This window comes from Solibacillus palustris (genome assembly GCF_022549215.1).
GTDB lineage: Bacteria > Bacillota > Bacilli > Bacillales_A > Planococcaceae > Solibacillus > Solibacillus daqui.
Genome location: NZ_JAKZFC010000003.1, coordinates 122838 through 144867, shown reverse-complemented (window position 1 = coordinate 144867; position 22030 = coordinate 122838). Strand labels below are relative to the sequence as shown.

At 37.5% G+C, this 22030-nt stretch carries 17 protein-coding genes and 1 other annotated feature; of the genes, 16 read left to right on the top strand and 1 reads right to left on the bottom strand.

What is annotated here, in order from left to right; translation table 11 throughout:
* Positions 1–9: 9 nt before the first annotated feature.
* The 8 genes from LZ480_RS10160 to LZ480_RS10125 all read left to right on the top strand — a co-directional run bounded on the left by LZ480_RS10160 (position 10) and on the right by LZ480_RS10125 (position 10504).
* Positions 10–2985, top strand: coding sequence for a VWA domain-containing protein (locus LZ480_RS10160; protein WP_241369320.1), 2976 nt, complete (start codon positions 10–12; stop codon positions 2983–2985).
* 219 nt (positions 2986–3204) lie between these two features.
* Positions 3205–4560: a glutamyl-tRNA reductase gene (gene hemA, locus LZ480_RS10155; protein WP_241369319.1), complete on the top strand. Its 1356-nt coding sequence runs from the start codon at positions 3205–3207 to the stop codon at positions 4558–4560.
* Positions 4561–4849: 289 nt separating this feature from the next.
* Positions 4850–5677: a cytochrome c biogenesis protein CcsA gene (ccsA, locus tag LZ480_RS10150; RefSeq protein ID WP_241369318.1), complete on the top strand. Its 828-nt coding sequence runs from the start codon at positions 4850–4852 to the stop codon at positions 5675–5677.
* Between the two features lie 18 nt (positions 5678–5695).
* Positions 5696–6628 carry a hydroxymethylbilane synthase gene (gene hemC, locus LZ480_RS10145; protein WP_241369317.1) on the top strand — a complete coding sequence of 311 codons (933 nt, stop codon included), beginning with the start codon at positions 5696–5698 and terminating at the stop codon, positions 6626–6628.
* On the top strand, positions 6618–7361 hold the full coding sequence (locus tag LZ480_RS10140) for a uroporphyrinogen-III synthase (RefSeq protein ID WP_241369316.1): 744 nt from the start codon (positions 6618–6620) through the stop codon (positions 7359–7361). The genes hemC and LZ480_RS10140 overlap by 11 nt, the downstream gene beginning before the upstream one ends.
* Complete coding sequence (gene hemB / locus LZ480_RS10135; protein WP_241369315.1) at positions 7358–8338, top strand: porphobilinogen synthase; 981 nt, start codon at positions 7358–7360, stop codon at positions 8336–8338. The genes LZ480_RS10140 and hemB overlap by 4 nt, the downstream gene beginning before the upstream one ends.
* A gap of 1 nt (position 8339) precedes the next feature.
* Positions 8340–9629, top strand: a complete 1290-nt coding sequence (gene hemL, locus LZ480_RS10130) for a glutamate-1-semialdehyde 2,1-aminomutase (protein WP_241369314.1) — start codon at positions 8340–8342, stop codon at positions 9627–9629.
* 263 nt (positions 9630–9892) lie between these two features.
* Positions 9893–10504: an alanine racemase gene (locus LZ480_RS10125; RefSeq protein ID WP_241369313.1), complete on the top strand. Its 612-nt coding sequence runs from the start codon at positions 9893–9895 to the stop codon at positions 10502–10504.
* 64 nt (positions 10505–10568) lie between these two features.
* Here LZ480_RS10125 and LZ480_RS10120 read toward each other — a convergent pair whose 3' ends face one another.
* Complete coding sequence (locus LZ480_RS10120; RefSeq protein ID WP_241369312.1) at positions 10569–10760, bottom strand: hypothetical protein; 192 nt, start codon at positions 10758–10760, stop codon at positions 10569–10571.
* A 106-nt stretch (positions 10761–10866) separates the two neighbouring features.
* Positions 10867–11251: a binding site (T-box leader), on the top strand.
* A 63-nt stretch (positions 11252–11314) separates the two neighbouring features.
* On the opposite strand from LZ480_RS10120, the gene LZ480_RS10115 reads away from it, so the two are divergent.
* From LZ480_RS10115 to LZ480_RS10080, 8 genes are all read left to right on the top strand, one after another.
* Positions 11315–13957 (top strand): valine--tRNA ligase, encoded by a 2643-nt coding sequence (locus tag LZ480_RS10115; protein WP_255731380.1) that lies wholly within the window; start codon positions 11315–11317, stop codon positions 13955–13957.
* 103 nt (positions 13958–14060) lie between these two features.
* The gene (locus tag LZ480_RS10110) at positions 14061–15329 is read left to right on the top strand and encodes a bifunctional folylpolyglutamate synthase/dihydrofolate synthase (RefSeq protein ID WP_241369311.1); all 1269 of its coding nucleotides are present in this window, start codon (positions 14061–14063) and stop codon (positions 15327–15329) included.
* On the top strand, positions 15326–16579 hold the full coding sequence (locus tag LZ480_RS10105; RefSeq protein ID WP_241369310.1) for a bifunctional folylpolyglutamate synthase/dihydrofolate synthase: 1254 nt from the start codon (positions 15326–15328) through the stop codon (positions 16577–16579). The genes LZ480_RS10110 and LZ480_RS10105 overlap by 4 nt, the downstream gene beginning before the upstream one ends.
* Positions 16580–16649: 70 nt before the next feature.
* Positions 16650–18329 carry a GGDEF domain-containing protein gene (locus LZ480_RS10100; protein ID WP_241369309.1) on the top strand — a complete coding sequence of 560 codons (1680 nt, stop codon included), beginning with the start codon at positions 16650–16652 and terminating at the stop codon, positions 18327–18329.
* Positions 18330–18448: 119 nt separating this feature from the next.
* Positions 18449–19063, top strand: a complete 615-nt coding sequence (locus tag LZ480_RS10095; protein WP_241369308.1) for a translation initiation factor 2 — start codon at positions 18449–18451, stop codon at positions 19061–19063.
* A gap of 104 nt (positions 19064–19167) precedes the next feature.
* Entirely contained in the window at positions 19168–19761 is a 594-nt protein-coding gene (locus LZ480_RS10090) for a Maf family protein (RefSeq protein WP_241369307.1), read from the top strand.
* Positions 19762–19772: 11 nt separating this feature from the next.
* The gene (gene radC / locus LZ480_RS10085; protein ID WP_305037323.1) at positions 19773–20471 is read left to right on the top strand and encodes a RadC family protein; all 699 of its coding nucleotides are present in this window, start codon (positions 19773–19775) and stop codon (positions 20469–20471) included.
* Positions 20472–21008: 537 nt separating this feature from the next.
* A complete protein-coding gene (locus LZ480_RS10080; protein ID WP_241369306.1) occupies positions 21009–22025 on the top strand; it encodes a rod shape-determining protein in 1017 nt (338 codons plus the stop codon).
* Positions 22026–22030 lie beyond the last annotated feature (5 nt).

Here is a 22030-nt window from a genome sequence, read left to right as displayed (position 1 = left end):
AGTGCTAATATGAAAAATATAAAAAAATATATGGCGCTAGTAGTAATTTGTGTACTGATTCTTTCAACGGCGTTACCATTTAGTGCGTCACCAGTTGAGGCGGCTAACACGAAAATTTCGGATGTTTCAACGAACAATCCGAAGTTTACTGCGATTAAATGGGCAGTGGATAATAATTATTTGGACTTGTTTCCAGGAAATAAATTTGACGGGGGTTATTCTGTAAAAGAATGGCAGCTACTTCATTTTATTTCAAAATTAGATGAGAACTTTCATCTTGATTTAAAGGGTAAGTCAGAGCGAGAAATGCAAGAGATTTTATATAATTATTATGGTGATTTAAATATCCCATTAAATGGTGTTGCTAATGCAAACAAACGTACATCACCAGTAAATAGAGGGCAGTTTGCTCGAATTTATGCGGCGTCGAACGGATTAGATTTATCAGAGGTTCAAGCTGTTCGTTATTTATATATGAATGAAATTACAGCAGGTACAACAGGAAAGAAAACCTATGAGGACTATGTATCGGGGAATACGCTGAAACGCGGTGATTTTGCTGTATTTATGTATCGTATTTATAAGCAAGGGAAGCTATCAATCGAAGGGCTAACATCATCACCAACAGGTAAAGACAATAATAAAATTACACTGCCTCCAAACTTTGTAACATCTAAAGATAATTCGGTAACGATTCCATCTAAGCCAGGTTCAAGCACAGATGACAAAGAAAAACGTCCGGATGTTTATAAGGCAGTAAAAAGTATTAACGTAGCAAAAGAAGAATTGATTGCCAATGGTGTAGATTCTACACTTATTACAATTGATTTGCGTGACAGTTATGGCAATGACATACCTTATGATGAATCATTAGCATTTAAAGTGACATCACAAGCAAAAGCAAAAATTTCTGAAACAAATACAAGCACTAGTGGCGAAGCGAGCGTTGTTTACACGGATGGTCCATTTTTAAACGTTTATGTAACAGCACCAGCCTTAACTAAATCAATTGTTGATACGATTAGCTTTGAAATGGTTAACCCAGCAGACAAATATTACACATATAAAAATCAAGTAATTAAAACGTCTGTTCGTTACATTCCAAAGCCAGAATTACGTGTTACGTATCAAGTATTTGACCCAGAGCAAAAAGATTGGAATGGCGGCAACGTTGATCCAGGATCTAAGCCATTACCAGCGCTGCCTCAAGGGAAGGTAGGTACAATAACAGTTCCTTTTACAGTGAATGGAGAAATTACGGTAACGGATTATGATGTCGATACGAAACTGATGACTGGTTCAAAATGGGAAACTTATACAAACGAACAAGGTACTTTGACGCAAGGTGATGTAGAATCTGATGAAATTCAATATGGAAATGCTGAATTAAAGTTAGAAGGTCAAATCATTTCCGTTTGGTTATTTGAACAAATTTTAGATTATATGATTTATGGCGCAGATAAAGACTCTGATTGGGGCGGCGTAGGCACTGCAAAAGTGATGTATACACTAAATAGTGAAGGCCGTGCCACATATGATTTACAAGGAGTTATTGGTAAAGAATATTTAGATCAATTTGAGAGCAAAGTACACGCCGTTATTATTTATTTAATTAAAGAATTTTTACCTCCTGCTGATGATATTACATTAGCCCATGCTGAAACGGTAAAAGTGATTCAAGCAATGTATGAACGATTAGGTCAAGTGGATAAAAACTTATTGCAGAAGGAACAAGCAGACTTAATCGGTAAATTACTAGGTGCCATCGCCAAAATAGATGTGTTACTTGCAGGGCAAGAATTGGAACAGCGTCCAGAAGGTATGGATCGCTATACGAAAGTGATCGTAAACCTTGTTGCACCTGGTGGGACCATCATTACCGATTATTACGGAACGGTTGAAGTGACATATAACGGTAAATCGAAGCTGGTGTCATTCGATACCAACACAAAAGACTACAATACCGGCACAGGTAGCCCAGGCTCGGCCGTTGTGTTCTTCGATGATATTATTTACGGCAAATCAGAGGTCAAGGTCCGTTTGGTTGACTTAGATCCACGTTACGATAAAGTAATAGGTTCGTTGAAAGGGAAAACCATTTCAGCACCAATTTTTGCCAACCCTCGATTTGAAAATAATTTATGTTCACTTGAATCTGAAGTAATGTTTGTAGTCGATCATTCAGGTTCGATGAATAAAGTGGATCCTGCCAACGCAACAAGAGGCAAAATAAAGCAAACAGTGAAGCAGGTGAATGCAAATCCAACGCATGTGTATCGTTTTAACACACGAGCAACCTTTGAAGCACAAGGTAAGGCAGAGGAAGTCGCTAATATGGAAAGCTTGTTAGATTATAAGCGCTCGGGCGGTACAAATATAATCGCTTCGTTGAATACGGCATTAAACAACTTCACAACCAATGAGTTTACGAATAAAGCAATTGTTTTAATTACAGACGGTTATTCAAATACAAATGGCTTAGATGAAGTGCTTCGAAAAGCAAATGCACAAGGAATTGCGATTCATACTGTTTCCGTTGGCTCGTACAAGCAAGTGAACGAAAAGCTGTTAAAAGATATCGCATCTGAAACAAAAGGTACTTACCAAAATATTGTAGAGATTGAGAATTTACATGGTGCATTACAATCGATTATTAATTCGATTTTATGTAAAACACCTGTTAGCAATAATAGCTGCTTAGTTGGGGATACATTATTCAATAATACGGATGTACGAATTGAACCAACAAAAGTAACGTTGATTGCGGATGTTAATACAAGCTGTACAGATGTAAAAGGTGTGCGTGTTATTTTCAATTCGCCAAGCGGTAACACACAATATGACTTACCGTCGCGTGGTTCTTCACGTTATATGCACCGTCCAAATTTATATGAATTCCCAGAGTTCGATCTCTACACAGAAGTGGAATTCCAAGCCTTAGACGCTTCAGGAAATGTTATCACTACTAAAATTCATACTATGTAAAAATATTGGCTACACTAAAAGGAAACTTTTTTGTGTAGCTTTTTTTCTGAGTCGAACGCATTGAATTATTAAGAGAACTTTGTTAAACTTACATTAGAATTATTCTAATTAATTGTGTTACATTTTATTCATAGCATGTTCACAATATATAGGTGAATTATGTTGGAAATATGATAAAATAAGCTTTGTGAATTAGAACGTGTGAGGTGTGGGGGATTCATGCATACATTGGTAGTAGGCTTGAATTATAAAACAGCGCCTGTCGAAATCCGTGAAAAATTATCATTTATCGAATCTGATATTCCGAATGCGATGGAAGCGCTACAAAATCAAAAAAGTATATTAGAAAATGTAATTATCTCTACATGTAATCGTACAGAAATTTATGCGGTTGTAGATCAATTACATACAGGCCGTCATTATATAAAGCAATTTTTAGCGAACTGGTTTAACATCCCAATGGAACAATTTGAGGATCACTTATTCATTCGTGAGGAGGAAGCATCGCTAGATCATTTATTCCGTGTAACTGCGGGGATTGATTCGATGGTGTTAGGTGAAACCCAAATTTTGGGTCAAGTGAAAAAAAGTTTCTTACAAGGTCAAGAATTAGGGACAACGGGAACTATTTATAATCACTTATTTAAACAAGTTGTAACGTTTGCCAAGCGTGCTCATAGTGAAACTGCGATCGGAGAAAATGCCGTATCTGTTTCGTATGCAGCAGTTGAGTTAGCCAAGAAGATTTTCGGTTCATTACAAAACAAGCATGTCGCGATTTTAGGTGCTGGTAAAATGGGTGAGCTAGCGATTCAAAATCTCCATGGTAATGGCGTTGGGAAAGTAACAGTAATTAACCGTACATTTGAAAAAGCACAAAACTTAGCATCCAAATTTGATGGTGATGCAAAGGCAATGAATGAATTACAATGTACGCTACTTGAGGCGGATATTTTAATCAGCTCAACAGGTGCAACTGACTATGTCATTGATTACGATTTAATGAAGGACGTAGCGAAATTCCGTAAAGGCGACCCGTTATTTATGGTAGATATTGCGGTACCACGTGATCTAGATCCAAAAATTAGCGACGTAGCCAATGTTTTCTTATATGATATCGATGATTTACAAGGAATTGTACAAGCCAATTTAGCAGAGCGAGAACGTGCTGCAAATGAAATTATGGCAATGATTCAAAACGAAATTGTTGAATTTAAAGATTGGTTTAAAACGTTGGGTGTAGTACCAGTTATTTCAGCATTACGTAAGAAAGCGGCATCGATTCAAGAAGAAACGATGATGAGTATTGAAAACAAAATGCCTGATTTAACAGAGCGTGAGCGAAAAATTTTAAATAAACATACGAAATCGATTATTAATCAATTATTAAAAAATCCTATTTTACAGGCGAAAGAATTGGCCAATTCAAATGAGGCAGCAGCACAGCTTTTATTGTTCCAACAAATTTTTGGGATTGAAGAAGATGTGGAGCATGAAGTGCAACAAATGCAACAAAAAGCACAGCAAGATGAACAGCTTCAAGAGGCAAATTTTGAGCCACGTTTGTCTTATTAATAGAACGCTTCGCCAATAGAAAACTGGCCATATTGACGTACTTTCTTCAAATAAAACATAAGCGTTTTCGTATCTATATGGTAAAATTATAGATAGCGAAAGCGCTTTTTCATATATGTTTTAGGACGAACTAAGATTGGTCATTTTTAGTGTAGATTATCAAGTAATAATATTTTGGAAGTCTACATTAGAAACGATAGTAATTCGCACGATTTAGTGTGGAAGATGGTTCTCTAAACATAACTAGAAATGGGTTATTGGAGCAAATTTCAAATAGGGGATAGAGCTTATGACAGATTTAGTTATGGCAAGATTATATGAGCTCATAATTGTTCTCTATGCGCTCAGTATCGTGCTATATTTTATTGATTATTTATATAAAAATGTGAAATGTAGGCGTGTTGCATTTTGGCTTGTTTCGATTGTTTGGGTATTGCAAACGATTTATTTAGTGCTGTTTGTCATAGAGACGAAACGTTTCCCGATTTTATCTCTCTATGAAGGGGTCTTTATCTATGCATGGTTACTTACAATGTTGTCAATTGTCCTACACTGCATTGTCCGTGTTGACTTGCCGGTGTTCTTTATAAATGTATTGAGTTTTGTTTTTATGTCGATTCATTTAATTGCTCCGCAATCAGCACAACAAATAGTTGGAGAAGCGTTAATTTCTGAAATGCTACTTATTCATATTAGCTTTGCGATTGTTTCCTATGCGGCATTTTCTGTCGCGTTTATCTTTGCCATTTTGTATTTGATTTTGTATCGCATATTAAAGCAAAAGAAATGGAACAATTTATGGTCGCGCTTGCCGAATTTACAGCAAACGATGAATTGGATTAACTATTCAACAATTATTGGTGTTCCTTTATTATTAATTAGTTTAATTTTAGGGTTGGAATGGGCATTTTTAACGTTAGAAGGTATTTCAATTTTTGATGTGAAAATTGTTGGCTCATTTGTTGTGTCAGTCGTGTACTTAATTATTTTTGTATTGCACCGTAAAGGCACATTAATAGGTACGATGTATGCACGCGTACATATTTATTTATTTTTACTTGTTGTCGTAAATTTCTTTCTCGGCAGCAAACTATCGAATTTCCATCTATGGGTATAACAGAAAGGTCGGAATAACTTGAGAAAAATTATTGTAGGTTCACGTAAAAGTAAATTAGCATTAACGCAAACAAACTGGTTTATTAACGAATTAAAAGCAGCTGGTGTACCGTTCGAATTTGAAATTAAAGAAATCGTTACAAAAGGCGACCGTATTTTAGATGTTCAACTTTCAAAAGTTGGGGGTAAAGGCTTGTTCGTAAAAGAAATTGAGCAAGCATTATATGATAAAGAAATCGATTTCGCAGTGCATTCAATGAAGGACATGCCTGCTGTATTACCGGAAGGCTTAGTGATTGGCTGTATTCCACCACGTGAAGATGCTCGTGATGCATTCATTTCAAAAAATCATGTAAAATTTGCTGATTTACCAGAAGGCGCAGTTGTTGGTACAAGCTCGTTACGCCGTTCAGCACAGCTTCTCACAGTACGACCAGACTTAACGATTAAATGGATACGTGGAAATGTAGATACACGTTTAAATAAACTTGAAACAGAAGACTATGATGCGATTATTTTAGCAGCAGCAGGTCTTAAACGTCTTGGATGGAGCGATGAAGTCGTAACAGAATACTTAGATACGAATATCTGCCTACCAGCAGTAGCACAAGGCTCATTAGGAATCGAGTGCCGTGCAGATGATGCAGAGTTACTTGAGCAATTGTCAAAATTAACAGATGCACCTACTTGGAAAACAGCAAATGCAGAGCGAGCGTTCTTAGCGGCTATGGATGGGGGTTGCCAAGTGCCAATCGCAGGGTATGCAACAGTTGACGGGGACACAATTACATTAACTGGTTTAGTCGCAGCACCTGATGCTTCTGTAAGTTATAAAGAAACGTTAACAGGTACGGATGCGGATATATTAGGTAAACAAGTAGCAGCAAAACTAACAGAACAAGGTGCCTTTGATTTAATTCAAAAAGTAAAAGCTGAGCTTGATGTTGAGTAATGCACTTGCTAACAAAACAATTTTTTTAACGGGCTCAAGTGTTGTCATGTCTGTCAAAGAACTCATTACACAGCATGGCGGTCAAGTTTATTGTTATCCGTTAATTGAAACAGTTGAAAAAGAGACGAATGAAGATCAAATTTATTTATGTAATTTGACAGCGTATAATTGGCTTATTTTTACGAGTCAAAATGCGGTTAAGTATTTTGTAAATAAACTTGAACGCGCTCTAATAACATTGCCGAGTACGATTAAAATTGCGGCTGTCGGTGAAAAGACAGCTGCCTTACTGAAAAAGCATGGCTATCTGATTCACTTTATACCGACTGTTTATAGTGCCGATGTGTTTATTAAAGAATTTCAGTTACAGTCAAATGAGCGTGCTTTATTTGTACGGGGCTCTATGGCAAAAAGTACAATTCGTGATGGCACAGGCGCAGATGAATGGACGGTCTATGAAACGCATGCTCATCAGCGGTACGTAGAGGATTTGAAAGAAAGAATACGAAATGTACCAAATCCAGTCGTTATTTTTGCCAGCCCTTCCGCAGTAGATGTGTATGCAAATGAAGTCGCTACCTCTATTGCATGGGATCAAGTAAAAATAGCCTCTATTGGTCATATAACAACGGCGGCACTAGCGAATTATGGTATTACACCAAGTGTTCAGCCCAAAATCTATACGATGCAAGCAGTCATTGAACAGCTTATTTTGGAGGAATCACCAACATGACAGAACTTTATTTTCAACGTCACCGCCGTTTACGTCAAACACCGGCGATGCGTGCATTAGTAAAAGAAACACACTTACACAAAGAAGATTTAATCTATCCCTTATTCATTATTGAAGGCGAAAATATTAAAAACGAAGTAAGCTCAATGCCAGGTGTGTTTCAATTATCGCTAGACAATTTAGCTACTGAAGTAGATGAAATTGTTGAGCTAGGCATTCAAGCTGTATTATTATTTGGAATTCCAGCTGAAAAGGATGCGGTTGGTTCAGGTGCATACCATGAACACGGTATCGTTCAAAAAGCAACGCGGTTAATTAAAGAATTGCACCCTGAGTTATTAGTAATTGCTGACACTTGCTTATGTGAGTTCACAGATCATGGACATTGTGGAGTTGTAGAAAATCAACAAATTTTAAATGATCCTTCATTGAATTTATTAGCGCAAACTGCTATTTCTCAAGCGGAAGCAGGGGCTGATATTATTGCTCCTTCTAACATGATGGACGGCTTCGTAGCAGCAATTCGTGCTGGGTTAGATGCAGCTGGTTTTGAACATATTCCTGTCATGTCTTATGCGGTAAAATATGCGTCAAGCTACTACGGACCGTTTCGTGAAGCTGCTGAAGGTGCTCCAAAATTTGGCGATCGTAAAACATATCAAATGGACCCATCAAACCGTATGGAAGCAATTCGCGAAGCAACTTCAGATATGGAAGAAGGCGCGGATTTCTTAATTGTTAAACCGGCATTAGCTTACATGGATATTATTCGTGATGTGAAAAATAGCTTCCCTGTTCCGGTAGTTGCTTATAACGTTTCGGGCGAATATTCAATGGTTAAAGCAGCTGCTCAAAATGGTTGGATTGATGAAAAATCCGTTGTATTGGAAACATTATTAGGTATGAAGCGTGCGGGTTCTGACTTAATTATTACTTATCATGCAAAAGACGTTTGCCGTTGGTTGGAGGAAAAATAATATGCGTAGTTATGAAAAATCAAAAGCAGCTTTCGTGGAGGCTGTTGATTTAATGCCAGGTGGAGTAAACTCTCCAGTACGTGCATTCAAATCAGTAAACTTAGACCCAATTTTCATGGAATCAGGTAAAGGTGCAATGATTACAGATATCGATGGCAACGAATACATTGATTACGTATTATCTTGGGGACCACTTATTTTAGGTCACTCAGAGCCAAAAGTTGTACAAGCGATTCAAGAGCAAGCAGCGAAAGCAACTTCTTTTGGTGCACCATCTCTTTCTGAAAATGAATTAGCGAAATTAGTAATGGACCGTGTACCAGGCGTCGAAATGATTCGTTTTGTTTCGTCGGGTACAGAGGCAACTATGTCTGCATTGCGTTTAGCTCGTGGTTATACAGGGCGTGATAAAATCTTAAAATTTGAAGGTTCATATCATGGACATGGCGATTCGCTATTAATTAAAGCTGGTTCTGGTGTTGCTACTCTAGGTTTACCAGACTCTCCTGGTGTCCCAGCGGATATCGCAAAAAATACATTAACAGTTGCTTACAATGATTTAGAAGCAGCAAAAATTGTCTTTGAAAAATTTGGTTCAGAATTAGCGGCGGTTATCGTTGAGCCAGTAGCAGGTAATATGGGTGTTGTTCCGCCGAAGCCAGAGTTTTTAACAGGCTTACGTGAATTAACGGAAAAACATGGGACGGTATTAATTTTTGATGAGGTTATGACTGGCTTCCGTGTAGACTATGGCTGTGCACAAGGTTACTACGGTGTAACACCTGATTTAACAACATTAGGGAAAGTAATCGGTGGTGGTCTTCCAGTAGGAGCGTTTGCGGGTAAACGTGAAATTATGGAAAACATCGCGCCAGCAGGTCCGATTTATCAAGCGGGTACACTTTCAGGTAACCCACTTGCAATGACAGCGGGCCGTGCTACATTAGAGCAATTAACACCAGATTCTTATGAATATTTCAAAAACCTAGGTGATCAATTAGAAGAAGGTTTCCGCGCAGCAGCAACGAAATTCAACATTCCACACACAGTAAATCGAGCAGGCTCTATGATTGGTTTCTTCTTCACAAATGAGAACGTAGTTGATTTTGAATCTGCTAAAACATCGGATTTAGCACTTTTTGCGGAGTACTTTAAATTAATGGCGGAGGAAGGAATCTTCTTACCACCATCACAATTTGAAGGTTTATTCCTTTCAACTGCTCACACAGAACAACATATTGCAAAAACAGTTGCTGCTTTCCATACCGTATTTGAGAAATTAGCACGATAAATTTAAAGACCATTGTTTCGTTTAATAGGGAACAATGGTCTTTTTTTTGAGAAAAAAACTGATACAGACGTTATAAGCCGTTTTCACTGGATGTGATGTTATTAGCCTTCGTTCACTTATTCTGCTTTGGTTTGAATTCCCGCTGAATGCTGAAGCAAGTTAAACTGGGGAAATGAGTTAAATATTTTGCTTAGTTGGACAATTAATCATACTTGGTCTATTTATTGCATTTTGGCATAAAGTAAACGGAGGAGGCGGTTTTAATGCAAAAATGGGAAATGAGTGAGGTACTTCGCTTTCCTGAACATTTTGGAACAGTACAGGAAGGCTCTATCATAAAAGTAGAGCCAAATTGGCAAAGTGAAGTGAATGCAGATTCAATCATCGTAAAAGGTGTTTATGTATTAAAAGGTCACATGCAATTTGATTTTAAAGAAAACGAATCGATTTCGAAAGATGGAATTTATATTGAACATCTCGATATTGAAAAGGACGAGGCCTATTTCGAATACGCGTTACCTTTCTCAATCGATGTACCGAATGAGGAAGTGGCGAATATTAAAATTCAGACATTCCAATCGGATGTAACTGTTAATGAACGTGGGCAATGTGTTTGTAAGTGGGAAGTGAGCTGTGACATTCAAAAAGAAGAAGCTGAGAAAATAGAGGTTATTGAGCAAGAACAGCCAATTAAGGTTGTGGTAGAGGAAACAGTTGTGTTAGAGGAAAAAGAACAGCTTCAGCAAGCACAAAAAATGGTGAAAGCCGCCATCTTAGAATCCTCAGAAATTTCGAGTGAAGAAGTTGACTTTTTTGATCAATTAGCAGAAGCCTATAGTGTTGTACAAGTGCAGTTAAATGCATCAAAAAAATAAAAAACGAGGCAATAAAGAATAAGACTTATTCTTTATTGCCTTTTTTATTTTGGTGGAAATTTAATTAAATGAAATCTGTTAATAATAAATAACAAATGAAAATCAAAATAAACAATAAGATAATGTCCAAAGTAGTTGGGAAAATAAGAGTGCGAATTGCTTGAAAAACCGTTAATGGAATAATGCAATGTCGCATTAAAAAGCGAAATTTTCTTAGCCAAGGAGGCAATAAATATGGATTATAATTTTTACGCATTTAGAAAACTCCTTTAGGTCAGTATATGTTTCAAATAATCATTCCGTGTAAATTGTGATACTTGAAATTTTATGCAAAACATCATAAAATAAAGAGTAACTTAATATTTGAAGCGTTGAATAGGAAGAGTACGTAAATAAACAATGTGTTAGAGAGGAAACGGTAGCTGCAAAGTTTCCACATTGTCCTTACAGAAGGTAGCCTAGGAGCTGACTTAGTGAACAGTTAGTAGCTAAGTACCGGTTAAACACCGTTATCGAATGAAGTGCCGTTTGGGCATAGTAACGCCGCATATTTTGCGAGCGCTTAATTAAATCAAAAAGGGTTTAAAGAAAGCGCTTGTCAGACTAGGAACGCAGCTGATCGAAGACGCGAGTTGAACATATAGTTCACGAGTGGACGAGTGAAGCAAGTGATGACGTATGCGAGCGCTTGACTAAACCCGACCGGAATTAAAGGTGGTACCGCGACTTAACTCCCTCGTCCTTTTTTAAAGACGAAGGGAGTTTTTTGATTTCATTGAAAAAAGTTTTTATTAAAAAGGAGAGATACTCATGACTGAAATGACAATGCCAACTAAGTATGATCCACAGTCAACAGAAGCCGGCCGCTATGAATGGTGGTTAAACGGTAAATTTTTCGAAGCAGACCCAACTAGCGAAAAAGAGCCTTATTCAATCGTAATTCCACCGCCAAACGTAACAGGGAAATTACACCTTGGTCACGCATGGGATACAACATTACAAGATATTCTAATCCGTATGAAACGTATGCAAGGTTACGATGCGCTTTGGTTACCAGGTATGGACCATGCAGGAATCGCAACACAGGCAAAAGTAGAACAAAAATTACGTGAAGACGGTATTACACGTTATGATTTAGGTCGTGAAAAATTCCTAGAAAAAACATGGGAATGGAAAGATGAATATGCTTCTCACATTCGCGCACAATGGTCGAAGTTAGGGTTAGCATTAGACTATTCAAAAGAGCGTTTCACATTAGATGAAGGCTTATCAGAAGCAGTTAATGAAGTATTTGTAAAATTATACGAAAAAGATTTAATTTACCGCGGCGAACGCATCATTAACTGGGACCCAGCTGCAAAAACTGCCCTTTCTGACATTGAAGTTATTCACAAAGAAGTAGAAGGCGCATTCTACCATATGGAATACCCACTTGCTGATGGCTCAGGTGTGTTACGCGTTGCAACAACACGCCCAGAAACAATGTTAGGTGACTCAGGTGTTGCTGTTCACCCAGAAGATGAGCGCTATGCACACTTAGTAGGGAAAACGGTTATTTTACCAATCGTAGGTCGTGAAATTCCAATCGTTGCAGATGATTATGTTGATAAGGACTTCGGTACAGGTGTTGTAAAAATGACACCAGCGCATGACCCGAACGATTTTGAAGTAGGGAACCGTCATAATTTAGAACGTATTTTAGTTATGAACGAAGATGGCACAATGAATCAACTTGCTGGAAAATACAATGGCATGGATCGTTTCGAATGTCGTAAGCAAATTGTAGCAGATTTACAAGAAGCAGGAGTACTTGTTGAAATCGAGCCACATGTACACCAAGTAGGTCACTCTGAGCGTACAAACGCAGTAGTAGAGCCATATCTTTCGGCACAATGGTTCGTAAAAATGGGCCCATTAGCTGAAGAAGCATTAGAAATGCAAAAAAATGAAGCAGAAAAAGTAAACTTCGTACCAAACCGTTTCGAAAATACGTATAACCGCTGGATGGAAAACATTCATGATTGGTGTATTTCTCGTCAATTATGGTGGGGTCACCAAATTCCAGCTTGGTATCATAACGAAACAGGTGAAATCTACGTAGGTAAAGATGCACCAGCAGATAAAGAAAACTGGACTCAAGATGAAGACGTGCTTGATACGTGGTTCTCATCTGCATTATGGCCATTCTCTACAATGAACTGGCCAAATGAAGAAGACGCATTATACAAACGTTACTACCCAACAAGCACACTAGTAACGGGCTATGACATTATTTTCTTCTGGGTAAGCCGTATGATTTTCCAAGGGAAAGAATTCACGGGCAAACGTCCATTCCAAGATGTATTAATCCATGGTTTAGTACGTGATGAAGAAGGACGCAAAATGTCTAAATCCCTAGGGAACGGTGTTGATCCAATGGAAGTAATCGAGCAATATGGTGCCGATTCATTACGTTACTTCTTAGCAACTGGTTCTTCACCAGGTCAAGATTTACGTTACTCAACTGAAAAAGTTGAATCTACTTGGAACTTCGTAAATAAAATTTGGAATGCATCACGCTTTGCTTTAATGAATATGGAAGGCTTAACATTCGAGCAAATCGATTTAACAGGCGACCTTTCTACAGCGGATAAGTGGATTTTAAGTCGCTTAAATGAAACAATCGAGCGTGTTACAACATTATCTGATAAATACGAGTTCGGTGAAGTAGGCCGTGAGTTATACAACTTCATTTGGGATGATTTCTGTTCTTGGTATATCGAAATGGCGAAATTACCATTATACGGTGAAGATGAAGCGGCAAAATTAACAACGCGTTCTGTACTTGCTTACGTTTTAGACAACACAATGCGCCTGTTACATCCTTTAATGCCATTCGTAACAGAAGAAATTTGGCAGCACTTACCGCATGAAGGTGATTCAATTACAGTAGCAGCTTGGCCAACTGTAAACCCTACATTTGATTTCAAAGCGGAAGCGGGCGACATGCAGCTATTAATGGACATTATCCGTTCAGTTCGTAATATCCGTGCAGAAGTAAACACGCCAATGAGCAAAAAAGTAGCAATGACAATTTCAGCAAAAGATGCTGTAACTGCGTCTGTACTTGAAGCAAATAAAGGCTATATCGAAAAATTCTGTAACCCAGATGGCTTAACAATTGGTGCGACACTTGAAGCACCAGCTCAAGCAATGTCAGCGGTTGTTTCAGGTGCAGAAATCTTCATGCCATTAGCAGGCTTAATCAATATTGATGAAGAAATTGCACGTCTTGAAAAAGAGCTGGAAAAATGGGCGAAAGAAGTAAAATTAGTTTCGGGTAAATTATCAAATGAGCGTTTCGTTTCAAAAGCGCCAGAAGCTTTAGTAGCCGCGGAACGTGAAAAACTTGAAGACTACGAAGCAAAATACGAAACAGTAGAAAAACGCATTGCTGAGTTAAAGGCTATGTAATTATTCTTAGAGGTACCGAATTTTCGGTACCTCTTTTCTTTTTTTTCGCTATAATTAAGAATTAATACAACATACATATACATGTAACTAGGGAGAGAACGACATGTTTCAAACGATGGAGCAGTGCACAGATTTTATTTTTCGCTTAAAGGCAAGTCAGTATAAGGGAGAGCCTTTACAATCAGCACATATTATTTTAGGAGCACTAGGTAATCCACAACATAAAACGAAATTTATTCATTTTGCTGGCTCAAATGGTAAGGGCTCGACACTAAATGCTACTCGTGAAATATTAATGGCACAAGGTTTAACAGTAGGTGCTTTTATTTCGCCGCATTTAGAGCGTGCCAATGAGCGCGTAACAATTAACAAGCAGCAAATTTTAGACGAGGATTTTTTGCGAATTGCTAATCTTTTGGCGGGGGTCATTGTAGACAGGCTTAATGGTAAGTTTCCAAGCTTTTTTGAATTTATGACGCTGTTAGCTCTAGTATATTTTTCTGAACAAAAGTTGGATGTTGCACTTCTTGAAACGGGCATAGGCGGACGTTTAGATTCGACAAACGTCATTATTCCAGAGGTCTCGGTTATTACGACGATTTCATTAGAGCATACCGATATGTTAGGTGACACGTATGCACTAATTGCAGCGGAAAAGGCGGGCATTATTAAAGCAGGAAAGCCAGTAGTAGTCGGTGTGAAAAATGAGGAAGCATTGTCGGTCATTAAAAAAACCGCTCATAAGTTACAGGCACCAATTTATACATTAAACGAGCAATTTTTTGCAAAGTCAAACCAAGCATTGTTTGATTATGTAGGTGAGTTCAAACTAAAAGATGTAGAGCTAGCAATGTTGGGGGAGCATCAAATAGCAAATGCCGCGCTAGCTATTACTGCTACAAAGCTGTTTTTACAAGAGCTGGATGAAGTGAAATTGCGTGACGCATTGAAAAAAGCAAAATGGGAAGGTCGCTTCGAATGGGTGCGTAATAATATTATACTAGATGGGGCTCACAATTCGGAGGGAACAACGGCGCTTATTGAAACATTACAACAAGTCCTACCAAACAAAAAGTATGTGTTTGTATATGCCGCTTTGCAAGATAAAGATCATGCGCTAAGCATCCAGCTAATGGACCAAGTCGCTTCAGAAATGAATTTCACACAAATTACTTTACCTCGCGCAGCTACAGCAAGGCAGCTATTTGAACAAAGTAATCATCAACAGAAGTTTGCTAGTAGGAATTGGATGGAGCTAGTTGAGCAAAAAATGGCTCAGTTAACAGCTGATGATGTACTTGTCATTACAGGTTCACTGTATTTTATTGCAGAAGTACGTAGTTATTTTTTGTGTAAAGGGTGGTTAAAATGATTCCGTTATTAGATATTTATAAAGAACGTTGGCAAGTTGCGAGTGATACGGCTATTAAACCAGGCCTGGCTTCGATTGAACAAGCTCTTAAAATACTTGGAAGTCCTGAAAAAGAACTAAAGGTCGTGCATTTTGCTGGTACAAATGGGAAAGGGTCTACATTAACGTTTGTGGAAGCGATGGCACGTGAATATAGTCTTTCTGTTGGGAAATTTATGTCACCATGCGTTGTTGATGTACACGACCAAATTCAAATAAACGGTGTTAATATTACAGCACAACAACTAGACTCTATCTTCCAACAATTACATGAATGTGGTTTAAGTGGGAAACTAACTGATTTTGAATTGTTAACAGTTATCGCGTTTGTTTTTTTTAAGCAGCAACATGTTGATTTAGTACTGCTTGAAGCAGGGATGGGTGGGCGTGTAGATAGTACGAATGTAGTAAATCCGATTGTTTCAGTTATTACGAGTATTGCGCTTGATCATACGAATTTTTTAGGTACGACACTTTCTAGTATCGCCGCACATAAAGCAGGTATTATAAAGCAGGGGCGACCAGTTGTACTTGGCGAAGTGCCTCAAGAGGTACAATTTATTTTCGAAAAGGAAGCACAAATAAAAAATACGTCAATTGAGAAGTATGGGCGGGAATTTATTGTGACGTTTACTGCTCAAGGTGAAACCTATACTCACATAAAAAAAGGGTTTTCATTTGAACAATTATCACGTCAATTTTTAGGACCACATCAAGGGAAAAACATGGCGTTAGCAATTACCGCGTTTTTACAAGTGCTTCAGGCATTTGACTTGCCAGTGGAAGCACTAAAAATAAATCAAGCAATCAGCAAAGCAAAATTGTCTGGTCGCTTTGAACAAGTGTTACCAAATGTATATTTTGATGGTGCGCATAATCCAGCAAGTATCGAAATGCTTGTACAAACGATTCAGCAACAGTTTCCAACGCAAAGGATTGAATTTATCGTTGGTTTATTGGCCGATAAGGATGTAGATTCCATTTTAACCATGCTTGAACAAGTTAGTGAGACGTTTTATTTTGTTGATATTGATAATCCACGTGCTATGCCAGCGCAGCAATTACTGGAAAAAAGTAACGCAATTGAAAAATCGATTGTATCAAATGTAGGTACTTTGTTACAAATGCCAACAAAGAATGAAAAAGTACTAATTGTGACGGGTTCACTCTATTTATTGAGCGAGATACGACAAAAACTTACCCTCTTGTGATTAATCAGATGACATCATATCACTAGTTTGCTACTATGGTAGAACTTAAGTGTTTTCTAGTGGGGGAAATATGTTTACCAATGAAAATAAAATTAGATCAAATGCTGTTGTTTTTTTAGTTGTGACGATTATGCTGGCTCTATTATTTGATAAAGTGCCTACACATCAGATGGATATATATACATTTTTAGGATTACTGTTAGTAACAATTTTTGCGGCTTGTTATCCATTGAAATATGGACAAATGGAACGAATTAACATTTTTTGGATAATGATTCCGGTTTTGTATTTGTACGGTTTACCAATGATGATACTGTATTATCAATTAGCTATATTCGCTTTTTTATTAATAAGTCGTATGAAATTGGGGAATTTTTCACATTACCCAATCTATGCGATGGTGTTTTTTGTTGGACCTTTGTTGTCTTATACAATCATTACGATATTCGGTTTTGAATTTGGTACAATGCCTTTTTTACAAATGCTGTTGGTGAACTGTCTATTTTATGCAATATTTGCCCTTTTTAGCGGAGTTGTAATAATGACTTTAAATAAGCAAGTAAAAGGTTTGAACTTAGTTAAATATAAAGAGTCGCTTTTTGGAGAGGTGTTAAATTCCATATTTTTTGTACTGTTAGGTACAGCATTGTACACGAATTTTTTAATGTATGGAAAGTATGCAGTTGTAGTTGCATTATTAGTTTACATAATTACTGTAAAGATATATCGGAATTATGATGCCACGCTGCAAAAGTCGGCAACATTAGAAAATGTCATGGAATTCCAAGTGAATTTTAATGATTATGAAACGCAGCAACAAATTACAAAAGAATTTTTACAAAAGGTGATACTTGTTACTGGAGCAAAACAAGTTTCCATTGTTTATGAAACAGAGAAACATTTTATTTTTAATAATGCCCAGCTTGAAAAACGTTTTATCAACCGATTTCAGCTTAATTTGTTTCAAAAAGTATTTGCTGAAAATAAGATGCACTATATAAAAAAACGAGCCTATTTGCAAATGGAGCACTTGTTGGAAACTGATTTAAAAACAGAATCTTTATTGGTCATTCCTATTGGTCAATTCGATCAACCAGCGATGCTTTTGTTAGAAAGTGATGCGCTTTTTGCGTTTAACAAAGTTCAAATTGAACATTGTAAACTGCTAGTGACGGCATATAAAACGGCATTGGAGCATAAATCAGTCATAGAAAAAACGATTTATAAAAGTGAACGATGTGCATTGACAAATTTGTACAATTATCGCTATCTAACAGAACGTATTGAAGAAATGGAAATACAGTTAGTTCAACATAAAATGGAAACTATATCGGCTATCATTTTAGATATTGACCATTTTAAACGTTTAAACGATACGTATGGTCATGAAAATGGAAACAGTATTTTAAAAGAGTTCGCGGCTCACTTACAGACACTTGTTGATGAACAGTATGTTTTGGCTCGTTATGGTGGAGAGGAGTTTGTAATATTATTACCGAATACGACTTCCGATGACGCACTAAAATTAGCTGAACATTATCGCCAAGTGATAGAAACGCTATCATTTCAAATTACAGTATTAGGGCAGCAAATAATAAAAGAAATGGAAGTGCATGTGACGGTATCGATTGGGGTAGCTAGTATTCCAGAGCATACGAGTAAGTTATCAGATTTAATTACATTTGCTGATAAGGCATTATATGTTGGGGCAAAGCAAGCAGGGCGTAATCGTGTAGCTATTTTTAAGTAGCGATTGTCTGTTTAGCTCGAATGAAATCGAAAAGTTTTTTTGGCGAGACGACAGTAGTCTCGTCTTTTTTTATGCGCAATTTGCTAGAGTTGAGCTAAAAGAGTTGAGGCGATTAATAAATGAAAAAAATAAAAAATAATGTAGTTTTTCAAGCAATGTTCATTGGAAGTATGACAGGAATCATTGGGGTATTGTTATTAATCATGCTTTTAAAAATGCCGACTGAAGAAAAAGCACAAGATGTTGATTCAGTTGTGGAAACGGCTGTACAACAACAAGAACAACAAGAACAACAAGAAATTGTACAAGTTTTTTATGCGTTGCAACATGGTGTATTTTCGTCATCTGAAAGTGCGGCACAATTTGTTGCGGAGTATCCAACGTTGAATAAATCGGCAATTTTTGAAATAGATTCACAATATTTTGTATGGTCGCGACTAGATATTGAAAAGGTGGAAACGGCATTAACGGTTGTACCGAGCGCATTTTATAAAAAACTTACGCTTCATAGTAGTTGTCCTAATGCAGCTCAGCTTCAATTGCCGAAAACTTTGAAAGATACGAAATGGCTCACGTTACAATCCGTTGATAAGGCTGATACAACAGCAATTCCAGAAGATTGGGTAGATCGTGCGGAAGAAGTGTTGAAGCTAACAACAAATCCCAATATCATTCGCCTCCATTTAACAAAAAATTATTTTGAACAGCTAGATTGCATGAAAGTAACTTTTTGAACTGAGAAATATGTGTAAACTGTCAAAATTCATACCTAATATCGAATAAGGACATTTTTCAAAACCGAAATTGTCGTTTACTATAGTAGTGGGAGGATTGGAATATGAATTTTACTACTAATGAACAGCTCGTTTTAGCATCAGCTTCTCCGAGACGTAAAGAATTATTATCGATGTTAGGTGTGCCATTTACGATTGTAACAAGTAATGTTGAAGAAACAAGTGTAGAGGCTTTGACAGTAGAAGATTATGTAGAAGGGGTTGCGCTCTTAAAAACACGTGATATTGCAGCGAAATGTCCCGATAAATGCATAATTGGGGCCGATACAATTGTAGTTTTTAACGACCAAATTTTACATAAGCCAACATCACATGAAGAAGCAGTAGCGCATTTAAAGCAGCTACGTGGTAATCGTCATATGGTTATGACAGCGGTCGCCATCGTTTTAGCAGATGGTACAGAGCATACTATTGTCGAGAAAACTTCAGTACTTTTTAAAGAAGTGTCGGATGAAATGATTGAAGCATATGTTCAAACAAAAGATCCGTTTGATAAGGCTGGTGGCTATGGCATTCAAACGAGTGGCGCCTTACTCGTTGACAAAATTGAAGGAGATTATAATAATGTCGTTGGTCTACCGATTGCGTCTTTAGTCCAAAAATTGCTTACATTACAACTTCTAAAACTACACGTTTAGGAGTGATAGAAATGATTAGAACTACCATGCTAAATATGAAAATTCATGATGTCCATGAAGCAGATCGCCCACGAGAAAGGTTGCTGCGTCAAGGAGCAAAAAGTCTTTCTAATCAGGAGTTAATCGCGATTTTACTCGGTACAGGAACGAAACAAGAATCGGTACTTACGGTGGCAAATCGCGTATTGCTGAATTTTGAAAAATTACACAATTTAAAATTTGCCACACTAGAGGAAATGACTGAAATTAAAGGCATTGGTGAGGCTAAGGCTGTATTACTACTTGCAGCGATTGAGCTGGGGAGAAGATTAGCATCAAAAGAAGATGAGCAACGTTACACAATTCGGTCGCCAGAAGATGCAGCCAATTTTTTAATGCAAGATATGACATCATTACAGCAGGAGCATTTTGTTTGTTTATTTTTGAATGTCAAAAACCAAATTTTGCATAAGAAAACGATTTTTGTTGGAAGCTTAAATGCTAGCATTGTGCATCCGCGTGAGATATTCCGCGAAGCAGTCAAACGCTCCGCCGCTTCGATAATTTGTGCGCACAATCATCCTAGTGGCGTACCTACCCCAAGCCCTGAAGACATTGACGTTACGACACGTCTATACGAAGCCGGGAAAATTGTTGGGGTAGATTTGCTGGATCACGTTATTATCGGAGACCATCAATTTATAAGTATGAAAGAAAAAGGCTATTTTTAAACAAAAAGAGGCTGTCCAAAAAGTCACAACTTTTTGGACAGTGCAAGCCTCGTGTTGTAATAATCCGCTTTAGGCTGCTTTTCGCGGTGGTCAGAATAGGAACGAATGCTAAAGCCGTCACATCGTTTGACAACGCATTCATGACCAGCATCGTGCTGGTCTCCACCCTCGGCGCAAAGGGAGTGTCCCAGAAATACTTCTAGGACACTCCCTTTTTTATGCATTTTTGTTACATCACAATAATAATTGTTACATAACAATCAATAATTAAATGTTATTGCATTATGGAACCTTTTGTTGTTATATTCGTCATGTCCATGTTGTTATATTGTTAAATCTTACATATTAATTTTATTTGTTTCAAAACGAATTTCGAAATACAATAGAAAAGTAGTGTTATATGAAAAACATTCGACAAAAGTCGCGATTCAGTTCTTGTGACACTATAATTTCTTGATGTAATTCGTTATAATAGAGCGTATGATTTTTGTAACATCATAAATAAACAATGGTTTTTATAAGAAAGGGAGTACTAATTTGTTTGGATTAGGGAATAAAGATGTCGGGATCGATCTTGGCACAGCTAATACACTTGTGTTTGTAAAAGGAAAAGGAATCGTATTACGTGAACCTTCAGTAGTAGCGAAAAATACGAAAACTGGAGATATTGTAGCAGTAGGTAATGATGCTAAAAATATGATCGGCCGTACGCCAGGTTCAATCGTAGCAATTCGTCCAATGAAGGATGGTGTAATTGCTGATTTTGAAATTACAACAGCGATGATTCAATATTATTTACGTGAATCAATGAAAGCTTCGGGCTCTAATTGGAAAAAACCGAATGTAATGATTTGTGTACCATATGGCATTACTTCTGTTGAACAACGTGCAGTAATCGACGCATCTCGTCAAGCAGGTGCAAAAGAAGCATTCACGATTGAAGAACCATTTGCAGCGGCAATCGGTGCCAACTTACCGGTATGGGAGCCTACAGGTTCTATGGTCGTTGATATCGGTGGTGGTACAACGGAAGTTGCAGTTATTTCACTAGGCGGTATTGTAACAAGTGAATCTGTACGTGTTGGTGGAGATGCAATGGATTACGCGATTATTGCTTATATTCGCAAAACGTATAACTTAACAATCGGTGAACGTACAGCAGAACAAATTAAAGTTGAAATCGGTACAGCACGTGCAGAAGGCCCAGCAGAAAAAATGGATATTCGTGGCCGTGACTTATTAACAGGTTTACCAAAAACAATCGAAATTACATCAGATGAAATTTCTAAATCATTACACGAAGCAATTGTGGCTATTTTAGATGGCGTGAAGAAAACATTAGAGCAAACACCGCCAGAATTATCGGCGGACGTAATGGAGCGAGGTATCGTATTAACAGGCGGTGGCGCATTATTACGCAACTTAGATAAAGTGATTAGCGATGAAACAAAAATGCCTGTATTTATCGCAGAGAGCCCATTGGACTGCGTAGCAATCGGTACAGGTAAAGCACTAGATAACATCGATCTTATTCGTGCTCAACAATTGAAATAAGGAGG